Here is a 19,241-nt window from a genome sequence, read left to right as displayed (position 1 = left end):
GTTTACTGCTCTGTCCCTGATTTTTCTTTTTGCTCGTTCCGATAGCGGATTGCCTCCGGGTCCTTTATCTGGCGGACGCGGGTCCATTCCTTCGTTTCATCATCGCGCTGTACTTCCGAGCGGTTCTGGGAAAGAAATCTGGTCAATTCGTAGCAGCTGACCCATATCTCGTTATTTCCTTCCCTTTGGGATTCGTCAAAAATCAACTGCAGGCCAAAATGCAGATGATACTCATCGATGTTATTCGTATTCTCTTCCGTGCTGTAGCCGGTTCTGCCAATATATCCGATGACATCCCCTGCCTGCACCACCGCTCCTTCTTTTAAACCTTCTGCATAAGGGCGGTTCTGCCTTAAGTGGGCGTAGTAATAATAGCGCCTGCCGTCAAAACTGTTTATACCGATGCGCCAGCCACCATACTGGTTCCATCCAAACGCTGATACATAGCCGGATTCCACGGCGATCACAGGCGTTCCTACCTGCCCCATCATATCATGCCCCAGATGATTTCTCTTATATCCATAACTTCTGGACACGCCAAAGTCATCATAATCCGAATAGGGAAATTCCTTCGCAATCGGGCTGTAGGCCTTCAGTCCATAAACCTTCTTCTTCGGATGTACGTACTGGAATTCCCCCACCATCCCGTCAAGGACCGCGCCGTATGCTTCCCGGTAGTAGGGATAATACTCCATATCCTTCGTCATTTCCTCAACCGTCTGGCTTCCATCCAGCAGTTTTTCGGCGATATCCGCCAGATCTTCCTCCTGGTACCTGGTGAAGTCTCCACCGTACTTGGTGCCTAGAATTGCCAGAAGATCCACCCAATGAAGATGCGGATCCTTTCCATAACTATCCAGATCATACTGGTACGCCTTCTTCATTGCCTCGCAAGTTACGTTGAATTCCACCCATTTTATGTAATCCTTCTCTTCTTCCTGTGCCCGCTCCTTTCCAGAAGTGCCCGGATCCTTTACTTTTTCTTCAGAACTCTCCTGACGGACAGACCTTACCTGGCTCTCCGTATCGGCATCCCCCCTATTCCAGCTTAGAATGCCTCCTCCTGCCAGCATAAGGCATAAAAGGAAAACTTCCAGCATGGCCCCCTGCTTCTCGTTTATATGCATCTTCCTATCTCCCCCGTAACCTGCACTATTCTTATCATAACAAAACTATGCCATGACAAGCCCGGCTATGAACGTAAATGCCATACACGCGGCAATGCCGGCCACCGTTGGGACCAGAATGGAAAGGAGCATCCACTTAAGGCTTCCCGTCTCTTTGCGTATGGTAAGGCAGGTGGTAGCACAGGGCCAGTGCATCAGTGAAAACAGCATGGTGCTGATTGCCGTGACCCAGGTCCATCCATTCTGGGATAGCAGCGTCCACATGGCCTGGCTGTCTCCCAGTTCCAGCAGGCTGCCCTGAGCCAGATAGCACATGACCACAATGGGCATTACAATCTCATTGGCTGGCATCCCCAGGATAAAGGCCAGCAGTATGATGCCGTCCAGCCCCATCAGCCGGGCAAATGGATCCAGGAAGTCGGCGCAGCGGGCCAGCACCGTGGCGTCTCCCACCTTAAAGTTCGCCATCAGCCAGATGACAAGCCCTGCCGGGGCTGCCACCGCGATCGCCCTTCCCAGCACGAAGACTGTCCTGTCAAGCACGGAACGCACGATCACCTTGCCAATCTGCGGCCTGCGGTATGGCGGCAATTCCAGGGTGAATGACGAAGGAAGCCCTTTTAGGATGGTTCCCGACAGGATTCGGGATACTAGCAGCGTCATCAGAATTCCCAGCACAATGACGCCTGCCAGCAGCAAAGCCGATAAAAAAGAGGAAAATATGCCCGCCGCATTTCCAATCAGAAACATGGATATAATGGACAAGAGCATGGGAAATCTGCCATTGCAAGGGACAAAGTTATTGGTGATAATGGCGATCAGCCGTTCCCTGGGAGAATCTATAATACGGCATCCCGTCACTCCCACAGCGTTACAGCCAAATCCCATGCACATAGTCAGCGCCTGCTTGCCGCAGGCATGGCATCTTTGGAAGCAATGGTCCAGATTAAACGCAACCCTTGGAAGGTACCCCAGATCCTCCAGCAGCGTAAATAACGGAAAGAATATTGCCATCGGAGGCAGCATAACGGATACCACCCAGGCGGCAACCCGGTATACGCCATAGATCAGCGGCTCATATATCATCTTCGGGACGCCGGCCGCCCGCACCGCCAGTACCAGTTTATCTTCCCCCAGAACAGCCCATCCGAGAGCAGCTGGGACGGGTAGTTGGCCCCGCAGATGGTAATCCAGAACACCAGAAGAAGCATAAGGAACATGATCGGGAATCCGGTCTTCTTGCTGGTAAAGATCCAGTCCAGCCTCCGATCCTTGCGGTCATAATCCTTCTTCCCGTACTGTACCGTCTTCCTGCTGATCTGTTCTGCCCTGCGGATATAGGACGCGGCGATGGCATCGCTGATCTTCTCCTTCGAATATCCGGCTTGGGCCAGGTATTCTACCGCCTCCTTCAGTGCTCCTGCAACCTCCGCATCCTCCACCAGGGAATAACCTAGATATTCCTCCATGGAATCCAGAAGATTGCTGTTCGCATCCAGCAGGCGGGCACAGAACCATCTGGTATTCTCTTCTCCTTTTGTCGCCCACTCTACCGCTGGCTCCAGCATGCCGATTGCCCGTTCCACGGGTCCTTCATATACAAAGGCCAAGAGCTTATGACTCTTCTGCTTTTCCATCTGCTGCAGCGTTAGAAAGATGCGTTCCAAGCCGATTTCTTCCCTTGCGGTGATTCCGATCACAGGCACGCCCAATTCTTTTGAAAGCCCCTTGATATCTATATGAATCTGCTTTTTTGCCGCCTCATCCATCAGATTCACGCATACGATCACCTGCTCAGCCGCTTCGATAATCTGAAGCACCAGATTCAGGTTCCGCTCCAGGCAGGTGGCATCACAGACGGCAATGACTACATCTGGATGTGCAAAACATATGTAATCCCGCGCAATCTCCTCTTCCTCGGAATGTGCCATAAGCGAATAGCATCCCGGAAGATCTACCAGTTCATACTGCCTTCCATTATAGTCGCAAGTGCCTCGGGCATTACTCACCGTCTTTCCCGGCCAGTTTCCCGTGTGCTGCTTCAGCCCGGTCAGCGCGTTAAACACCGTGCTCTTTCCCACATTAGGATTCCCCGCCAGTGCAAGAACCTTACCCATTCTGACACCACCGCCCCTCTTCCATATGCAGGTAACGAATCATATGATCACCGCCTTATTTCACAAAAAGCCCCAGCAGTCCTGCTTGGGCCATAGCCTTATAATAGTATATGAAAGTTACGTCTGTCCTGTGCGGTCCATGCAGATATTCTTGATAAATGTCTTCTTTTTATCATTAGAAAGGCCAGTGCCCCTATGCGACCAGCCTGATCCTCACCTGGCTGGCATCCTCCTTGCGAAGCGCAATTACCGTCCTGCGAATCAAATATGCGCATGGATCTCCAAGAGGGCTGATACCCACGCATTCTACCAGAGTTCCTTCTATCAGCCCCATGTCCTGCAGACGTCTGCGCATATCCGTATTCATGCAGATGTCTGTCACAACAGCCCTATCCCCCGGGCTTAAATCCGCCATATGCCTGCAATACTTCATGCCGTCACTTCCTGTATTCGTAAAAGGCTCTGCGATAAGCGAGCCTTTAGCCTTATTCTACTATATGCAAAAAGGAGGTTTGGGGTTCGAAATTATAGTTATATATCTGCCATCACTCTCATACGATTATCTGAATCGACTATTCGGGAGAATTGCCATGCTCATCTATACCGTTAAGCCAGGAGATACCGTGGACAGCATTGCTGCCGCCTATGGCATTCCTGTTTCTACAATTGTCTATCTGAACCAGATTCCCTATCCATACCGGCTTGCCATAGGCGAAGCCCTGCTGCTTCCAACGCCTGCGGGTATCTCTTCTCCCCGCTCTTCAATCTATGCAGGCGGATATGCCTATCCCTTTATCAGCCCGTGGGTTCTTCGGGAGACGCTCCCTTATCTCTCCTATCTCTATATATTTTCCTATGGATTTACAATGGAAGGGGAGCTGATCGGGCCTTTGCTGGATGACGCCTGGATGATTGATACCGCCAGAGCCTTTGGTACAGCGCCAATTCTTACCTTGACGCCTTTTGGGCCGGACGGACGTTTTAACAATTCCTTGATTTCCCAGGTTGTGAATGACCTGGATGCCAGAAGGCGGCTTAAAGATGCGATTGTGGAGCAGATCACGACCCGAGGATTCCAGGGGCTGGACATCGACTTCGAATATATCCTCGCCAATGACAGGGATGCCTTTGTAGATTTCGTCGCCTATATGCAAGAAGCCGTAAGCGCCCTCGGGTATCCAACCAGCGTCGCTCTGGCACCGAAGACCTCGGATACCCAGACCGGGCTTCTCTATGAGGGCAAAGACTACCGGAGGCTGGGCGAGACTGCGGATTATGTCCTTTTAATGACTTACGAGTGGGGCTACACCTACGGGCCCCCCATGGCAGTCGCCCCACTTAATAAGGTCCGGGAGGTGGTGGAATATGCGGTCACCGTGATCCCCCCTTCCAAGATCCATCTGGGGATACCCAACTATGGTTATGACTGGACGCTGCCCTTCGTGCGAGGCACCTCCCGCGCCCGCACCATCGGCAATGTGGAAGCCGTGCAGCTGGCCATTTCCCGAGGCGCGGCCATCCAATTTGACGATATCGCCCAGTCTCCTTTCTTCCGCTACTGGTCCAACGGAACAGAACACGAAGTGTGGTTCGAAGATGTCCGCAGCTTGAATAGGAAATTTGACCTTGTCGAAGAGTTCGGCCTAAGAGGCGTATCCTACTGGCAGATAATGCAACTATTTCGAGCCAACTGGCTCCTTCTGGCTGACCGGTTCAATTTGACACACCAGTTGTGACGATTTTACGCACCAGTTGAGGCAAGTTGACACGTAACAAAATGAAGATGTGCACGTAACACTTTTCAAAAGTGTTACGTGCACATCTTCATTTTGTTACGTGTTCAATATACGCTTGGCGTTCTCCACGCGTTCTGTTGTGGGGGGCTCCACCCCTTCCAGGGGATACTCAAGCCCCAGTTCTTTCCATTTATATACGCCCAGCGTATGGTAGGGAAGAACTTCTACTTTTTCTACATTCTTCAGGGTCGCGATAAAGTCATGAAGTCTTATGAGATATGCATCTTCATCGCTTCTTCCCGGAACCAGGACGTGGCGGATCCAGACTGGCTTTCCTATATCTGAGAGATATCCTGCCAGTTCCAGGATATTCTGGTTTGATTGTCCGGTCAGAATCTTATGCTGTCCGTCATCGATATGCTTGATATCCAGCAGCACCAGATCGGTGTACTCCATCAGTTTTCGGAATTTTCCAAAGAACGGCTCTTTTTTTGTAAATGGATTTCCGCTGGTATCAAGGGCAGTATGGATACCTTCCTGCCTGGCCCTTTCGAATAGTTCTAATAAGAAGTCGATCTGTAAGAGGGGCTCGCCTCCGCTGACTGTGATCCCGCCTTTGCTTCCCCAGTAAGAGCGGTACTTTAGCGCCTTTTCTATTAGTTCATCCGCAGTATAAGGGGTTCCTGCCCTCTTATTCCAGGTGTCCGGGTTGTGACAGAACTGGCAGCGCATGGCGCAGCCGGAGGTAAATATCACGTAGCGGACGCCTGGTCCATCTACAGAGCCAAAACTTTCCAAAGAATGAATGTATCCTTTTGTCATACTCTTGCTCCTTCTTACATTCTATCGTGACAGGTTCTGGCGATAACGTCCATCTGCTGTTCCCTGGTCAGGTCAATGAACTTAACCGCATATCCGGACACGCGAATCGTGAAATTGGCGTATTCCGGCTTTTCTGGGTGCTCCATAGCATCAATTAGTTTCTCGGTGCCAAACACGTTTACATTCAGATGATGCGCTCCTTGGCTGAAATATCCGTCCAGCACGCCTACCAGATTGTCCGTGCGCTCCTCATCGCTGTGCCCAAGCGCGCCCGGGCTGATGGTCTGCGTATTAGAGATTCCGTCAAGGGCAAGTTCATAAGGAAGCTTCGCCACAGAGTTCAGAGACGCCAGCAGCCCGTTCTTCTCCGCGCCGTATGATGGGTTCGCCCCAGGCGCCAGTGGCTCTCCTGCTTTTCTTCCATCCGGCAGCGATCCGGTAGCCTTGCCATATACTACGTTGGACGTAATGGTAAGGATTGAGGTTGTGGGTTCAGAATTCCGGTAGGTATGGCATTTCTTAAGTTTATGCATGAATGTCTTGAGAAGCCAGATTGCGATCTCGTCCGCACGGTCGTCATCATTCCCGTATCTTGGGAAGTCTCCCTGCGTCTCAAAGTCCACCGCCAGGCCGTCCTCGTCTCGAATCACCTTGACCTTGGCATACTTGATCGCGCTCAAGGAATCGACCACATGAGAGAATCCGGCGATCCCGGTGGCGAATGTACGTCTTACATCCGTGTCGATAAGCGCCATCTCCGCTGCCTCATAGTTGTACTTGTCATGCATATAGTGAATCATATTCAGGGTGTCCACATACAGTTTTGACAGCCATTCCATCATAGCGTCATATCGTTCCATAACTTCATCGTAATCCAGATACTCTGAGGTGATCGGCCTGTACGCCGGCGCTACCTGCTCTCTCGACTTTACATCGATACCGCCATTGATGGCATACAGCAGGCATTTCGCCAGATTGGCGCGGGCGCCGAAGAACTGCATCTCCTTGCCTGTCTGGGTGGCTGACACGCAGCAGCAGATAGAATAGTCGTCCCCCCATACCGGGCGCATGACATCATCATTTTCATACTGGATGGAACTTGTGGTCACGGATATCATGGCCGCATACTTCTTGAAGTTCTCCGGCAGGCGCGGGGAATAGAGCACCGTCAGGTTCGGCTCCGGCGATGGACCCATGTTTTCCAGGGTATGAAGGAATCGGTAATCGTTCTTCGTCACCATAGAGCGTCCATCCTGTCCGAGTCCTCCCACCTCCAGGGTCGCCCAGACCGGATCTCCGGAGAAGAGTTCATTATATGACGGGATCCTTGCAAACTTCACCATCCGAAACTTCATAACCATGTGGTCGATCAATTCCTGAGCCTGCGTCTCAGTAAGCGTTCCCTTTTCCAAGTCTCTCTGCATATAGATATCCAGGAATGTGGAAATGCGTCCTACGCTCATAGCTGCCCCGTTCTGGGTCTTGATGGCTGCAAGATAGCCGAAGTAGAGCCATTGCACCGCTTCTTTCGCGTCCTTGGCCGGCTGCGAGATGTCATAGCCATACACCCAAGCCATCTCTTTCATTTCTTTTAATGCCTTGATCTGGTCTGCGATCTCTTCCCGCAGGCGGAAGTCCGTACCCTTCATGCCGTGCCTCTCGCCGCGGATAAAGTCCTGCTGCTTACGCTCGATCAAGTAGTCGATGCCATAGAGCGCCACGCGCCGATAATCCCCTACGATGCGTCCCCTGCCATACGTATCCGGCAGGCCTGTAATAATCTTGTTGTGACGCGCCCTTTTCATCTCCGGCGTATAGATATCAAATACGCCCTGATTGTGCGTCTTATGGTATTTGGTAAATATCTCGTGAAGTCTCTCGCTTGGCTGGTAGCCATAGGTGGTGCAGGCCTTCTCCGCCATATGGATACCGCCGTAGGGCATAAAAGCGCGCTTCAGCGGCTTGTCCGTCTGAAGGCCCACCACTTGTTCCAGATCCTTCATATCTTCCTCAATATATCCAGTGCCATAAGCCGTAAGCCCGGATACGATCTCTGTCTCCATATCCAGTACTCCGCCTTTAGCACGCTCTTCTTTCTGAAGTTCCTGCAATCTGCCCCATAGTCTGTCGGTTGCTTCTGTAGCGCCTGCCAGGAATGACGCGTCGCCTTCATACGGAACGTAGTTGTTCTGGATAAAGTCTCTTACATCAACGTCATCTTTCCATAGCCTTCCCTTAAAACCTTCCCACTGTTCATACTGTGCCATTCTAATTTATCCCCTTTCGTGTATCAGGTTTTCATTTTCCCGCACAGTATATCACCCGGAAATAAAAATATCAAGCCTTATTCTGATAATTGTTCTCATTACTAATCATGTATGCAATTTTGTGCAATATGCTTTAGGCTTATAGCATTTATTGATAGTCCAAATACTGTTTGCCCCAGTTACACATTTCGACCAGTATAGGCGAAAGGGTATTGCCAAAATCCGTAAGCGAATACTCCGTTTTTGGCGGTACGACAGGATATACCTTTCGATTTATAAGTCCATCCTTTTCTAATTCACGAAGCTGTTGGGCCAGCATTTTATCAGTCGCCTTAGGCATTAACTTGTGAATCTCGCTATAACGCAATGTCTTCCCCATCAAATGCCACAGGATGACCGATTTATACTTGCCGCCAATCAGCTGGATTGTCGCTTCGACAGGACAAGTAAATTCACAACACTTGGTATTCATCAAATCACCATACTTTCTTTTTGGGTAGTATATAACTTAATAGTGCGTTCTTGTCATATAATCTATTGCAGGTATAATTATAGTATAGGTTAACCTGATACACAACGACAAATCAAGGAGGATTTTTTATGAATTTTTTGGATATTGCAAAAACACGCTTTTCTGTAAGAAAATATACAGACAAGAAAGTAGAGGCAGAAAAACTTGATCAAATTTTAAACGCTGCACATGTAGCGCCTACCGCCGCTAATCTACAGCCCGTGCGCTTGCTGGTCATACAACAAGAAGAAGGGTTAAAAAAGATTTCCAAGGCTGCTAATCTACATGGGGCGCCTTTAGCGATCCTTGTCTGCGCCGACCATTCCAAGGCATGGAAACGTCCTTTTGACGGCAAAAAAACCACGGATATTGATGCTTCTATTTTGACAGACCATATGATGCTAGAAGCTACGGAACTTGGCCTGGGTTCTGTATGGATATGTTTCTTCAAGCCAGACATTATAAAAGAAGAATTTCAGCTGCCGGATTCTCTTGAGCCGATCAATATCCTGGCTATCGGCTATGCGGATGAAGCGCCGGCAGACCCAGAACGCCATTTGGCAACGCGTATCCCATTGGGCCAATTGGTATCCTATGAAAAACTTGATTTAACCATTTATAAAAGCACAGGGGCAGCGCGATTTAAGACGAATCACGCTGCCCATATTCCTATTATTTCAAATTATTTCAGATGCCAGATATCTTTATTGTATTCCGCTATCGTCCGGTCGGAGGAGAAGTACCCTGCCATCGCGATGTTGGTCAGCATCTTCTTGCTCCACGCCTTGCGATCCGCATACTCTTCGTATGCGCGGTTCTTGGTGGCAATATAGTCTTTCAGGTCCAGAAGTGTCATGAACCAGTCCTTCTGGATCAGTTCCGCATGAATCTGAAGCAGATGGTAAGGATCGCCGATCTTCATCATCTCTGGGCTGATAATGAAGTTGATCAGGGAGCGGATCTGCTCGTCATTAATATAGTAATCCACCGCCCGGTAGTCCCGGTTCGCATAATGGTCAATGACCTGCTGGCTGGACTCGCCGAAGATATAGATGTTGTCATCCCCCACCAGTTCGTGGATCTCCACGTTGGCCCCATCTTCCGTGCCAAGCGTCACCGCCCCGTTCAGCATGAACTTCATGTTGCCCGTTCCGGATGCTTCCTTGGAGGCCAGGGATATCTGCTCGGAGATATCGCAGGCAGGTATCAGATGTTCAGCCATGGTTACATTATAATTTTCCACCATGACTACCTTGAGGTATGGCGCCACATCCGGATCATGATCTACCAGTTCCTGCAGGCACAGGATCAGATGGATGATATCCTTTGCGATGGTGTATGCCGGCGCGGCCTTTGCCCCGAAGATCATGGTAATCGGTATCTGCGGCTTCTTTCCGGCCTTTATTTCCATATATTTATAGATCACATACAGGGCATTCATCTGCTGCCGCTTGTACTCATGCAGGCGCTTGATCTGGATGTCGAAGATAGAATCCGGGTTCAGTTCCAGCCTCTGCGTCTCTTTTAAATATTCCGCCAGCTGCACTTTCTTCTGGTGCTTCACATCCAGGAGTTTCTCTAATGCGATCTCGCTGTCGATGTGGCGCAGCAGTTTCTCCAACTTGTTGGCATCCTTTCGGAAGTCTTCCTCCACATACCCGCTGATCCAGCGCACCAGTTCCTTATTGCAGTGCAGAAGCCACCGGCGGAAGGTAATGCCGTTCGTCTTGTTATTGAACTTCTGCGGGTAGATATCATAGAAATGCTTCAATTCGGAATTCTTCAGTATCTCCGTATGAAGAGCCGCCACTCCATTGACGCTGTGCCCGAAGTGGATGTCCATATGTGCCATGTGGACGCGGTTCTGTTCATCTATAATGGCAACCCTTGGATCCTGGTATCTTCCCTTGACGCGCGTATCCAGATCCTTGATAATCGGCACGATCTGCGGCGCTACCTGCTCTAAGTAATCCAGCGGCCATTTCTCCAGCGCTTCTGCCAGGATCGTATGGTTCGTATACGCGCAGGTCTTCTGCACGATCTCGATGGCTTCATTAAAGTCGATCTGATTCTGCACCAGCAGACGGATCAGTTCCGGGATCACCATGGACGGGTGGGTGTCATTGATCTGGATCGCCACATGCTCATGCAGCCGGCGAAGGTCATATCCCTTTTCTTTGCATTCCTTTAAGATCAGCTGGGCCGCGTTGGATACCATAAAGTACTGCTGGTAGATCCGAAGAAGGTTGCCTGCCTTGTCGCTGTCATCCGGGTACAGAAAGAGCGTCAGGTTCTTGCCGATATTGTGCTTGTCAAAGTTGATCCCGTCCCCGATAATGCTCTCGTCCACGCCTTCCACATCAAAAAGGTGCAGTTTGTTCTTCCCATTCTCATAGCCCGCAACATCAATGTCATACAGCCTGGAAGTCAGCGTAAAATCACGGAACGGCACTTCAAATCTAATTCCCGTATCCGTAAGCCAGCTCTCGGGCTCTATCCATGGATTCGGCACTTCCTTCTGCTTGTGCCCCTGAAATACCTGGCGGAACAGGCCCATATGGTAGTTCAGGCCGATTCCGTCGCCGGCAAGGCCCAAAGTTGCGATGGAATCCAGGAAGCAGGCGGCAAGCCTTCCAAGTCCGCCGTTTCCAAGGGACGGCTCCGGCTCCACTTCTTCAATCCGGGAAAGCTCCCTGCCATTTTTCTTCAGGACTTCTGCCACCTCTTCATAGATGCCAAGATTAATCAGGTTATTAGACAGAAGCTTCCCAATCAGGAATTCTGCGGAAATATAGTATAATTTCTTATCGCCCTCAATCGCCGGCGTCTCTTTCAGTCTTTCTTTCGTATAGGCAAGCAGGACATAATACAATTCCTTATCGCTTGCATCTTTCATCTCTTTATTTAATTTTGTCTGCACCAAGGCCGTCAATTCATTTTCTAACATAATCTTCCTCCTTTTGCCATTTCTTCTACACTCTAACACAAATCCAGTTTTTTTTCCACTATCCCTTTACCGCTCCCGCGGCAACACCTTTAATGATATGCTTCTGGCTAAGCAGATAGAAGACAATGATCGGAAGAATGGCCAGTACCAGCATCGCCATCATAGCGCCCATATCAACGGAGCCATACCCGCCCCTCAGATATTGGACCGCGATGGGGATCGTCTTATAGTCGCTGCCGATGACCAGATAAGGAAGCAGGTAGTCGTTCCAGATCCACATGGCATTCAAGATTGCGATGGTGATCACCGTCGGCTTCAATATCGGAAGCACGATCCTGAAAAATGTCTGAAGAGGCGCGCAGCCATCAATCATCGCCGCCTCTTCTATCTCCAGCGGGATGGACTTGATGAATCCGCAGAACATGAAGACTGAAAGGCCACAGCCAAACCCCAGGTACAGAAATATGATTCCCACCGGATTATCCAGATACAGCATGTTGGCGATCTTCGTCATCGTAAACATCACCATCTGGAAGGGCACGATCATCGCGAAGACGAACAGATAATAGAGCGCCGTGGTAAATCGATTCTTAACCCTTATGATATACCAGGCGGTCATCGAAGTACACAGTATGATGAGGGCTACCGAAAATACTGTGATGAATAGGGAATACCCGAATGCGGACAAAAATCCGGTCTTTTCTACCCCTCCCACGTAGTTCTCAAGCCCTGCAAACAGATTGCCAACCGGTAAAGCAAAGGGTTCATTGCTGATATACAGCTTGCTTTTAAATGAATTCTGCAGCACCACCAGAATGGGGAGCAGGAAAATCACCGCCAGAACTCCGATTCCCACGGTCAGCGTCACGCCTGCTCTCCGGGACAGTTCGCTTACGTCCTCCTCTTTCTTTGCTTTTTTCCTTCCCATCAGTTCTCCACCTCCCTGCGTCTGGTAAAATAAAGCTGCAGCAGCGCGATCGCCGCGACCATCACGAAGAATACCACGGCCTTGGCCTGCCCTACGCCTTCCCAGCCGGTTCTACCATAAAAGGTATTGTAGATATCAAGCGCCAGCATCTGCGTCTGCCTCCCCGGCAGTCCGGCGGTCAGCGCAAGATTCTGGTCAAACAGCTTGAAGGAGTTGGTAAGCGTAAGGAACAGGCAGATGGTGATGGAGGGCATGACCAGCGGGATCGTAATCTTTCCCAATATCTGAAGATTCGTAGCCCCGTCTATCTTTGCCGCTTCCATCAGTTCTGTGGAAATGTTCTGAATGCCAGCGATATAGATGATCATCATATATCCGATCATCTGCCAGCCCATGAGGATCACCAGCCCCCAGAAGCCGTACTTTGCGCTGGTGGTTATGGTAACCCCGGATCGCAGAAGCACCGCGTTGATGATCAGCTGCCAGATATATCCCAGCACGATGCCGCCGATCAGGTTGGGCATAAAGAATACGGTTCGGTAAAGATTGGTTCCTTTGATTCCTTTTGTAAGCGCAAGCGCCAGAAGAAAAGCGCCTGCATTGATCAGGATGACTGAAACAACTGTAAATCTTGCCGTAAAGGACAACGCTGACAGGAAGTCCTGGTTTGAGAACATCTTCGTATAATTGCTGATGCCTGTGAATCTTGCATCGATCACGGTTGTAAAGTTACAGAACGACAGATAGATTCCCATTACGAACGGAATCAGGAACGCGACCGCAAATGCCAGCAGGGTCGGAAGCACGAAAATAGGAAAATATCTCTTTAAGGTCTTCTGCATAACTTGCTCCTTCCCTATTCACCGTCCGATGAATTGGCTTTTTCCGCAGCCCAGTCCTTTTTCATATCAGATACCACTGCTTTCCATTCCTTGCTTCCCTGGGCGTATTCCAACAAGGACGCGCCGAAATTATCTTTGAAGGTCTGGCTTGGAAATGAGGTAAAGTTCCATGATATGGTTTCAAGTCCATTGTCATTCATATATCTAACTACTTCTTTTGCCAGCGGATCGTCCGGCTGCTCATCCTCGCTGAACGTCTTAAATGGGGAGATGAATCCAAGTTTGACCATTTCCTTCTTGCCCTTCTCCTCATTGGTCAGCCAATTCAGGAATTCAATGGCAGCCAGCCTCTTGGCTTCATCCACCTTGCTGTTGACGCACCAGAAGTTCTCTGTGCCGATGCACAGGCCCTGTTTTGCATCCTCATTCATTCCTGTATAGATTGGAAGGAATTTTACATCCTCTTCCTTTACGACATTGCCTTTAACGTCAGAGACTTGTCCCCATCCCCAGTTGCCGTTCTGGACCATGGCTGATTTGCCAAGAGCGAATTCCGCCATGGAGTCTTCCACCGTCTTGGAGCCCACAAGTCCAGGTTCCGTACAAGAGTTATTCAGGTACAGATCGAAGATATTCTGAAAGTTCTTGTTGTAGGTAAAGTCAATCTTCTCTTTGTCTGTCACCCCGCTTTCCTGATACTCATAGTAGATCGGAACGTTGGCAAGATGGGTCTGCCATCTCCAATCCTCCCCTGCAGCAAAAGAAGTGGATGAGAATACGCCTTCAATGCCCAGTTCGTCCTTATGCCTGGTCATATCTTCCACTACTGCCTTCAAGGTTTCAAAATCTTTAATCTCTTCTGCCGAACCGATCTCTACCGCCTTTTGTGGCAGCGCAAAATATTTCTCCATGATCGCATCGTTATAGATGATTCCATACCCCTCTACCACGTAAGGGATTCCATAGACGCCCTTGCCGTCCACGCCCCGGATCGCCATATCCTTATCCGTCAGATTGTTATAGACTTCCGTATCTGCCAGATCCAGGCAGTAATCCTTCCAGTTGTGATAGCCGATGGGCCCGTTTATCTGAAACAGAGTCGGCGGATTCTTCTTGGCAACCTCGGACTTAAGCGTGGATTCATAAGTGCCAGAGGCCGCTGTCACCACCTTTACCTCTACCCCGGTCTCTTTCTTATACTTTTTCGCGATCTCTTCCCACTGCTTTGCCACCTCCGGCTTAAAATTCAGGTAATAGATGGATGCTTTTCCTTCCTCCTTCTTTCCGCACCCAGTCATAGCCATGCCGGCAACCATAGATAATGCCAATCCTGCAGCCAGGATTCTCTTTAATTTCATAACAGTTCTCCCTTCCTTGAAATATTTGGAATACATATTGTAAGTATTCCTGTTTTCAAGGAAAATATTACTTTATAAAATCAATTCAATCCCAAATCCGCTGTCAGACGTAGGCACCTCGTCGATCTTCACCTGAATTGCCAGTTTTTCCGCATACTTCTTTACAAAGTAAAGTCCCATGCCTGTAGAATTCCGGAAGTCTGCCCTATGCCCGGTGAATCCCTTATCGAAGATAAAGGGAAGATCTTCATAAGGCACGCCATTTCCGTTGTCCCTGACTTTCAGATGTGCCTTGCCTTCTTCCTTAGCATCCATCCAGCCATCCACGCTTACCCGGCCGGATTCCTGGTCTGCATACTTGAGTGCATTGCTCAAGATCTGTGCAAGCATGAAGGCTAGCACCTTCCGGTCGCTTATCACTTCTATGGACGCAATATCAGTCTTTACGTCAATTCCCCGTTCCTTTGCGATGGGAAGGAAATCATCCAGACTCTCTCTGACGCAAGTTTCCAGATCCAGCCTCTCAAACTTATAATCCACATGGTCCGCTTGAAGCCTTGCATAGTACAGGATTCTGTCCACATTGCCGCTGATGGCATGATGGACATGAGCCATCCGGTCATAGACATAGGGAGACATCTCTTCCCTGTGGTTATCAAGCACCAGCGTAGCCAGAGATAGCGGCGTTTTGACTTCATGAGTCCATGCCTCGATATACTCCTGGTAAACCTGCATTTCTTGCGCCTGACAATTCCTAGCCGCTTCTTCCAGTTCTTCGCGGCATGCCTGCAGCGCATCCATCTGCCTTTCCTGTCGCTTCTTCCCTATGATGCACCCGGACGCGATGACCAGCACGGCAAAGATGGCAGCCATCACAGCGACGCTTCCGAAGGCATCCGGCGCTGTCAGCCACAGTACGAAGGTAAAAAAGCCTTCGCTTGCAGCCACCAGAATGATCCACGGCAGTTCCTGCCTGATCTTCCATCTATTCTCCCTCATATCTTTCCACCTCCAGCCGATAGCCCTGGGCGCGCACCGTGCGGATCGCCTCCCGCAAGCCGATGTGGTCCATGCTCTTTCGAAGCCTTGCCATATTCACCTGCAGAATGTTGTCATCTACAAATTCGCTGCCGCCCCACAGCCTTTCGAATAATTCTTCTTTTGGAACCGTCTGCGGATAATATTCCATCAGCGTCTTAAGAATCTTTCCTTCTGTCTCCGTCAGATCCGTATGCCTGTCCTTAAAGGCCGCCCTGCCTGCGTCCAAATCCAGGATCAGGCTCCCTGCCTGCAAGGAATCGTGCACTCTTCCATAGGTCTTTATCAGGCGGGCCACACGGGCTGTTAGCCGATCAGGATGGCACGGCTTCGTAAGAAAGTCGTCTGCCCCAAGTCCCAACGCATGCAGTTCATCTGCCAGGGCATCCCGGGCCGTCAAAATCAGAATAGGAAATGCCGCCCTTGCCTTCAGCCGCCTGCAAAGCTCGAATCCTGACCTTCCAGGCAGGTTGAGATCCAGCACCGCCAGATCCGGGGCGTACGCAAGGATTTCCTTTTCCGCCTCATCAAAGGAAGAGATACTCCACGCCGAGTATCCCTTCCTTTCAAATGTCGTTACCAATTCTTCTCTTAGATATCTGTCATCTTCCACTACTATAATCCTGCTCACAAGGCATTCCTCCCGTCCGTTGCCCGAAGCGTCCGTATCTCCCGGTGGCTGGCGCTTATGACAACATGGATATAGATCCATTCAAACACAAGAAACAGTAGAAATGCAACCCCTGCCATCAAAAAAACTTTGGAAGCAGCCGTCCCCGCCGGCAGCCTCATAAAACTGCCAAACATGGACCACACTGCAAAAATGGAGTTGACGGCCGCCACGCCGATGGCCAGCAGGAAAAAGATGCCAATCTGGCGCCCCGCGCACTTGCACAGTTCTTTCGTCCCTGCCCCCAGCATAAGCAGCGTCCGGTACCGCTGCCTGCAGGCATGCTGCTGCATCAGATACTTAAGGCCGATAACCGTATTGGAGATCAGCAGGAACAGGACGCCAAGATAGATGGACAGATAACTGGATGCCACTGTATAGAACAGGTTCCTGCCAATCCCGCTGAGATAGCTTTCATATTCCAGTCCGGTAAAGGAAAGTCTTTCATCCACCTTCTGGATTGCCTGCATAAGCCCTAGTTCATCTACAGCCTCCTGGCTCACCGTTATATTCCAGCAGAAGGGCGCCTGCCCGTCTTTGGTCCAAGCCAGATACTTCTCATCCGGAACGATAAAGGCTATATAGAGCGTAATTTCCCTGTCCGCTACCACATTATCGCTGTAAAGTTCTGTAAGCAGCCTGTAATCCTGCCCGTCGATGCTCACTTCGGGCCTGCTCTTTAACGTGTGTTCCAGAAGGTCTGTAAATGCCCGGTCATCCTTCATGGATGTATATAGCCCGATCCCATCCGTTCCCAGTTCTATAGGATCTTTTCCTATGGAGGCGCGCAACTGGTTATAACTGGCCTCGGAAATGACATATTCCAGTCCATACCCCAGATGATCCTGAAGGCTGCTTTTCTGCGTACTATCTGGCTGCTTCAGGATCGCTTCCTGCAGGCCTTTTAAGGAATATGCATGCGCATCTATATCCATATGTCCGAGATACATCGGATAATACCCCGCTATCATGGACGGATCGTCAAGCCTTCGGATGCCTTCCTGAATCTCAGCCTCTGTCCCCTTGACCGAGAAGTCCGCCGTCCTTGTCTCGCCCGAGCCTCTTCCTGCCGCCATGCCAATGCCAAAGGAGATGCACGCAAGCGCCAGCAAAAGCAACAGCGAGGCTACAGCCAATGCCTTATACTGATCTACCACGCTTTCCTGGATCTGTCTGCCAGTAAAGGTATAAAGGCCGGGCTGGCTGGGCCCCTTTCTTTGTATGCGCTCTCCAATCAAGGATCCAATGCCTTGAAACACCAGGAAAGTTCCGCTTCCTCCAAGCAGAAAGATCAGCGCGATCACTGGCAGGCCAAAGCCACGAAGAAGCAGGATCCCTGCCCCGTAAGCCATCAAAAGAAGAAGGAGCCCAAGAATCAGGCTGGCTTTCCTCCTCTTTTCGCCCGCCGCTGCCTGCCGTTCTGGCCCGACTGCCTGCATCAGCTCCATTGGCTCTTTTCGGCTGTACTGGGCGCATAAGACCAGCATTGCAAAGCACTGCACAAGGATGAATCCTGCCACGGACCACAGCACGGCGGGTAAGGACAGGGATATCTTATGCCCGACGATACCAAGCCCGATTACCTTGGCTGTTGCCAGGCTGATTCCTTCTGTAAGAAGCAAGGCTATCGGAAGCCCGGCCAGGACAGAGACCAGGCTGTTCCACAGCGTTTCGCCCATAAGCATGGCAAATAGCCTGCCGCGGCCCATCCCCAGCATCAGGTAAAGGCCGAATTCTTTCCTTCGCCCATCCATCTGATAGCGGTACGCGAAGTAGACCAGAAAAAATACGAAGAACAAAGATACTGCATATACGACTGGAATCAGCAGCATCAGCCTCTCTATCGCATCGCTTTCCAACGTCTTGAGGAAGCGAATGACATCCTGGCTCTCAAGTGAGAGCAAAGTATAGAAGGCTACAATTGCAGCCACCAGAGTTCCAAAAAACAGGCTGTTATTCTTCCGGTTCTTTGCGGCGCTTCGCCGAATCTGCCTAAAGAACATTTGCGCTTCCTCCTCCCAGCTGGGCCATGACTGCCACAATTCTCTCGTAGAAAGATTCGCGATCCTCTTTGCGGGGATTCCTTCTGAGTTCGTGGAACAGGCGGCCATCCTGTATGAACAGAATCCTGGTACAGTAGCTTGCCGCATTGGCATCATGGGTCACCATCATGATCGTCTTCTTCTGCTCCCGGTTGATAATCGCCATCTTATCCAGCAGAATCTTCGAATTGCGGCTGTCCAGGGCTCCAGTAGGCTCATCCGCCAGCAGGATCTCCGGCTGCGTGATCAGCGCTCTGGCAGCCGCCACGCGCTGCTTCTGTCCCCCGGACATCTGAGAAGGGAACCGGTCCAGCACTGGAACAATGTCCAACCGGCCCGCCAGTTCCATAAGACTCCCCTGTGCCTGCTTTTGCGTGATTCCATGAAGCGCCAGCGGCAGCAAGATATTCTCTCTCGCCGTCAGGTTATCCAAAAGTTCAAATTCCTGATACAGATAGCCGATCTTTCCTCCCCTGTATTTTGCAAGCCTGGCTCCCTTGAAGGCAGAGATAGCCTCGCCGTTTAGCAGTATTTCTCCTGACGTGGGCCTGGTCATGGTGGCTATGCAGTTTAGAAGCGTGGTCTTCCCGGAACCGCTGTCTCCCATGATCCCAAGAAACTCTCCCTCCAGCACGTCAAAGCTGATGCCCCGAAGCGCTGCCGTCCTGCTCTCGCCCTTCCCGTAATTCTTGGTGACATTCTTGACCTGAAGTATCTTGTTCCAATCCATCGTTTCTCCCCCTTGCCTTTCTTTGTTTTTATTATAGCAAATGGCCGTACCGAATCATACTTACAGACGATGTAAGGTTTCAATAAAAAAGGAGACGTCTTAAAAA

At 50.3% G+C, this 19,241-nt stretch carries 14 protein-coding genes and 2 pseudogenes; 2 read left to right on the top strand and 14 right to left on the bottom strand.

The genetic code is table 11. The features are described from left to right. Nucleotides 1-2 precede the first annotated feature (2 nt). The 3 genes and pseudogenes from HDCHBGLK_RS14285 to HDCHBGLK_RS14275 form a co-directional block, all read right to left on the bottom strand. Complete coding sequence (locus HDCHBGLK_RS14285) at nucleotides 3-1,127, bottom strand: M23 family metallopeptidase (protein ID WP_004606269.1); 1,125 nt, start codon at nucleotides 1,125-1,127, stop codon at nucleotides 3-5. A 45-nt stretch (nucleotides 1,128-1,172) separates the two neighbouring features. Beyond that, a pseudogene (gene feoB / locus HDCHBGLK_RS20100) lies at nucleotides 1,173-3,244 on the bottom strand (ferrous iron transport protein B). A gap of 193 nt (nucleotides 3,245-3,437) precedes the next feature. After that, nucleotides 3,438-3,677: a FeoA family protein gene (locus HDCHBGLK_RS14275; RefSeq protein WP_004606271.1), complete on the bottom strand. Its 240-nt coding sequence runs from the start codon at nucleotides 3,675-3,677 to the stop codon at nucleotides 3,438-3,440. 157 nt (nucleotides 3,678-3,834) lie between these two features. Between HDCHBGLK_RS14275 and HDCHBGLK_RS14270 the strand changes: the two genes are divergently transcribed. Continuing rightward, nucleotides 3,835-4,980 carry a glycosyl hydrolase family 18 protein gene (locus tag HDCHBGLK_RS14270; RefSeq protein ID WP_039909542.1) on the top strand — a complete coding sequence of 382 codons (1,146 nt, stop codon included), beginning with the start codon at nucleotides 3,835-3,837 and terminating at the stop codon, nucleotides 4,978-4,980. Between the two features lie 96 nt (nucleotides 4,981-5,076). On the opposite strand, the gene pflA is transcribed toward HDCHBGLK_RS14270, so the two are convergent. The 3 genes from pflA to HDCHBGLK_RS14255 all read right to left on the bottom strand — a co-directional run bounded on the left by pflA (nucleotide 5,077) and on the right by HDCHBGLK_RS14255 (nucleotide 8,541). Further along, the gene (gene pflA / locus HDCHBGLK_RS14265; RefSeq protein WP_004606273.1) at nucleotides 5,077-5,802 is read right to left on the bottom strand and encodes a pyruvate formate-lyase-activating protein; all 726 of its coding nucleotides are present in this window, start codon (nucleotides 5,800-5,802) and stop codon (nucleotides 5,077-5,079) included. Between the two features lie 14 nt (nucleotides 5,803-5,816). After that, nucleotides 5,817-8,069, bottom strand: a complete 2,253-nt coding sequence (pflB, locus tag HDCHBGLK_RS14260; protein WP_004606274.1) for a formate C-acetyltransferase — start codon at nucleotides 8,067-8,069, stop codon at nucleotides 5,817-5,819. A 148-nt stretch (nucleotides 8,070-8,217) separates the two neighbouring features. Further along, a complete protein-coding gene (locus HDCHBGLK_RS14255; protein ID WP_004606275.1) occupies nucleotides 8,218-8,541 on the bottom strand; it encodes a winged helix-turn-helix transcriptional regulator in 324 nt (107 codons plus the stop codon). 128 nt (nucleotides 8,542-8,669) lie between these two features. Between HDCHBGLK_RS14255 and HDCHBGLK_RS14250 the strand changes: the two are divergent. Continuing rightward, a pseudogene (locus tag HDCHBGLK_RS14250) lies at nucleotides 8,670-9,185 on the top strand (nitroreductase family protein); the annotation flags it as partial. A 77-nt stretch (nucleotides 9,186-9,262) separates the two neighbouring features. Here HDCHBGLK_RS14250 and HDCHBGLK_RS14245 read toward each other — a convergent pair. From HDCHBGLK_RS14245 to HDCHBGLK_RS14210, 8 genes are all read right to left on the bottom strand, one after another. Then, a complete protein-coding gene (locus HDCHBGLK_RS14245) occupies nucleotides 9,263-11,527 on the bottom strand; it encodes a glycogen/starch/alpha-glucan phosphorylase (protein ID WP_004606278.1) in 2,265 nt (754 codons plus the stop codon). Nucleotides 11,528-11,585: 58 nt separating this feature from the next. Next, nucleotides 11,586-12,455, bottom strand: a complete 870-nt coding sequence (locus HDCHBGLK_RS14240; RefSeq protein WP_004606279.1) for a carbohydrate ABC transporter permease — start codon at nucleotides 12,453-12,455, stop codon at nucleotides 11,586-11,588. Then, the gene (locus HDCHBGLK_RS14235; protein ID WP_004606280.1) at nucleotides 12,455-13,297 is read right to left on the bottom strand and encodes a carbohydrate ABC transporter permease; all 843 of its coding nucleotides are present in this window, start codon (nucleotides 13,295-13,297) and stop codon (nucleotides 12,455-12,457) included. The genes HDCHBGLK_RS14240 and HDCHBGLK_RS14235 overlap by 1 nt, the downstream gene beginning before the upstream one ends. Before the next feature lie 14 nt (nucleotides 13,298-13,311). After that, complete coding sequence (locus HDCHBGLK_RS14230) at nucleotides 13,312-14,655, bottom strand: ABC transporter substrate-binding protein (RefSeq protein ID WP_039909585.1); 1,344 nt, start codon at nucleotides 14,653-14,655, stop codon at nucleotides 13,312-13,314. A gap of 72 nt (nucleotides 14,656-14,727) precedes the next feature. Continuing rightward, a complete protein-coding gene (locus tag HDCHBGLK_RS14225) occupies nucleotides 14,728-15,654 on the bottom strand; it encodes a sensor histidine kinase (protein WP_004606282.1) in 927 nt (308 codons plus the stop codon). Continuing rightward, a complete protein-coding gene (locus tag HDCHBGLK_RS14220; protein ID WP_004606283.1) occupies nucleotides 15,641-16,324 on the bottom strand; it encodes a response regulator transcription factor in 684 nt (227 codons plus the stop codon). Before HDCHBGLK_RS14220 ends, HDCHBGLK_RS14225 begins: the two co-directional genes overlap by 14 nt. Then, on the bottom strand, nucleotides 16,321-18,366 hold the full coding sequence (locus HDCHBGLK_RS14215; protein WP_004606284.1) for an FtsX-like permease family protein: 2,046 nt from the start codon (nucleotides 18,364-18,366) through the stop codon (nucleotides 16,321-16,323). Before HDCHBGLK_RS14215 ends, HDCHBGLK_RS14220 begins: the two co-directional genes overlap by 4 nt. After that, a complete protein-coding gene (locus HDCHBGLK_RS14210; RefSeq protein WP_004606285.1) occupies nucleotides 18,356-19,135 on the bottom strand; it encodes an ABC transporter ATP-binding protein in 780 nt (259 codons plus the stop codon). Before HDCHBGLK_RS14210 ends, HDCHBGLK_RS14215 begins: the two co-directional genes overlap by 11 nt. Nucleotides 19,136-19,241 lie beyond the last annotated feature (106 nt).

This window comes from [Clostridium] scindens ATCC 35704 (assembly GCF_004295125.1).
Classification (GTDB): domain Bacteria; phylum Bacillota; class Clostridia; order Lachnospirales; family Lachnospiraceae; genus Clostridium_AP; species Clostridium_AP scindens.
The sequence above is the reverse complement of the archived record's forward strand: the minus strand, read 5'-3'. Positions and strand labels throughout refer to the sequence as shown.

Coding starts and splice junctions, on each gene's coding strand:
- HDCHBGLK_RS14285 (WP_004606269.1), bottom strand. CDS start 1,127: ATGCATATAAACGAGAAGCAGGGGGCCATGCTGGAAGTTTTCCTTTTA.
- HDCHBGLK_RS14275 (WP_004606271.1), bottom strand. CDS start 3,677: ATGAAGTATTGCAGGCATATGGCGGATTTAAGCCCGGGGGATAGGGCT.
- HDCHBGLK_RS14270 (WP_039909542.1), top strand. CDS start 3,835: ATGCTCATCTATACCGTTAAGCCAGGAGATACCGTGGACAGCATTGCT.
- pflA (WP_004606273.1), bottom strand. CDS start 5,802: ATGACAAAAGGATACATTCATTCTTTGGAAAGTTTTGGCTCTGTAGAT.
- pflB (WP_004606274.1), bottom strand. CDS start 8,069: ATGGCACAGTATGAACAGTGGGAAGGTTTTAAGGGAAGGCTATGGAAA.
- HDCHBGLK_RS14255 (WP_004606275.1), bottom strand. CDS start 8,541: ATGAATACCAAGTGTTGTGAATTTACTTGTCCTGTCGAAGCGACAATC.
- HDCHBGLK_RS14245 (WP_004606278.1), bottom strand. CDS start 11,527: ATGTTAGAAAATGAATTGACGGCCTTGGTGCAGACAAAATTAAATAAA.
- HDCHBGLK_RS14240 (WP_004606279.1), bottom strand. CDS start 12,455: ATGGGAAGGAAAAAAGCAAAGAAAGAGGAGGACGTAAGCGAACTGTCC.
- HDCHBGLK_RS14235 (WP_004606280.1), bottom strand. CDS start 13,297: ATGCAGAAGACCTTAAAGAGATATTTTCCTATTTTCGTGCTTCCGACC.
- HDCHBGLK_RS14230 (WP_039909585.1), bottom strand. CDS start 14,655: ATGAAATTAAAGAGAATCCTGGCTGCAGGATTGGCATTATCTATGGTT.
- HDCHBGLK_RS14225 (WP_004606282.1), bottom strand. CDS start 15,654: ATGAGGGAGAATAGATGGAAGATCAGGCAGGAACTGCCGTGGATCATT.
- HDCHBGLK_RS14215 (WP_004606284.1), bottom strand. CDS start 18,366: ATGTTCTTTAGGCAGATTCGGCGAAGCGCCGCAAAGAACCGGAAGAAT.
- HDCHBGLK_RS14210 (WP_004606285.1), bottom strand. CDS start 19,135: ATGGATTGGAACAAGATACTTCAGGTCAAGAATGTCACCAAGAATTAC.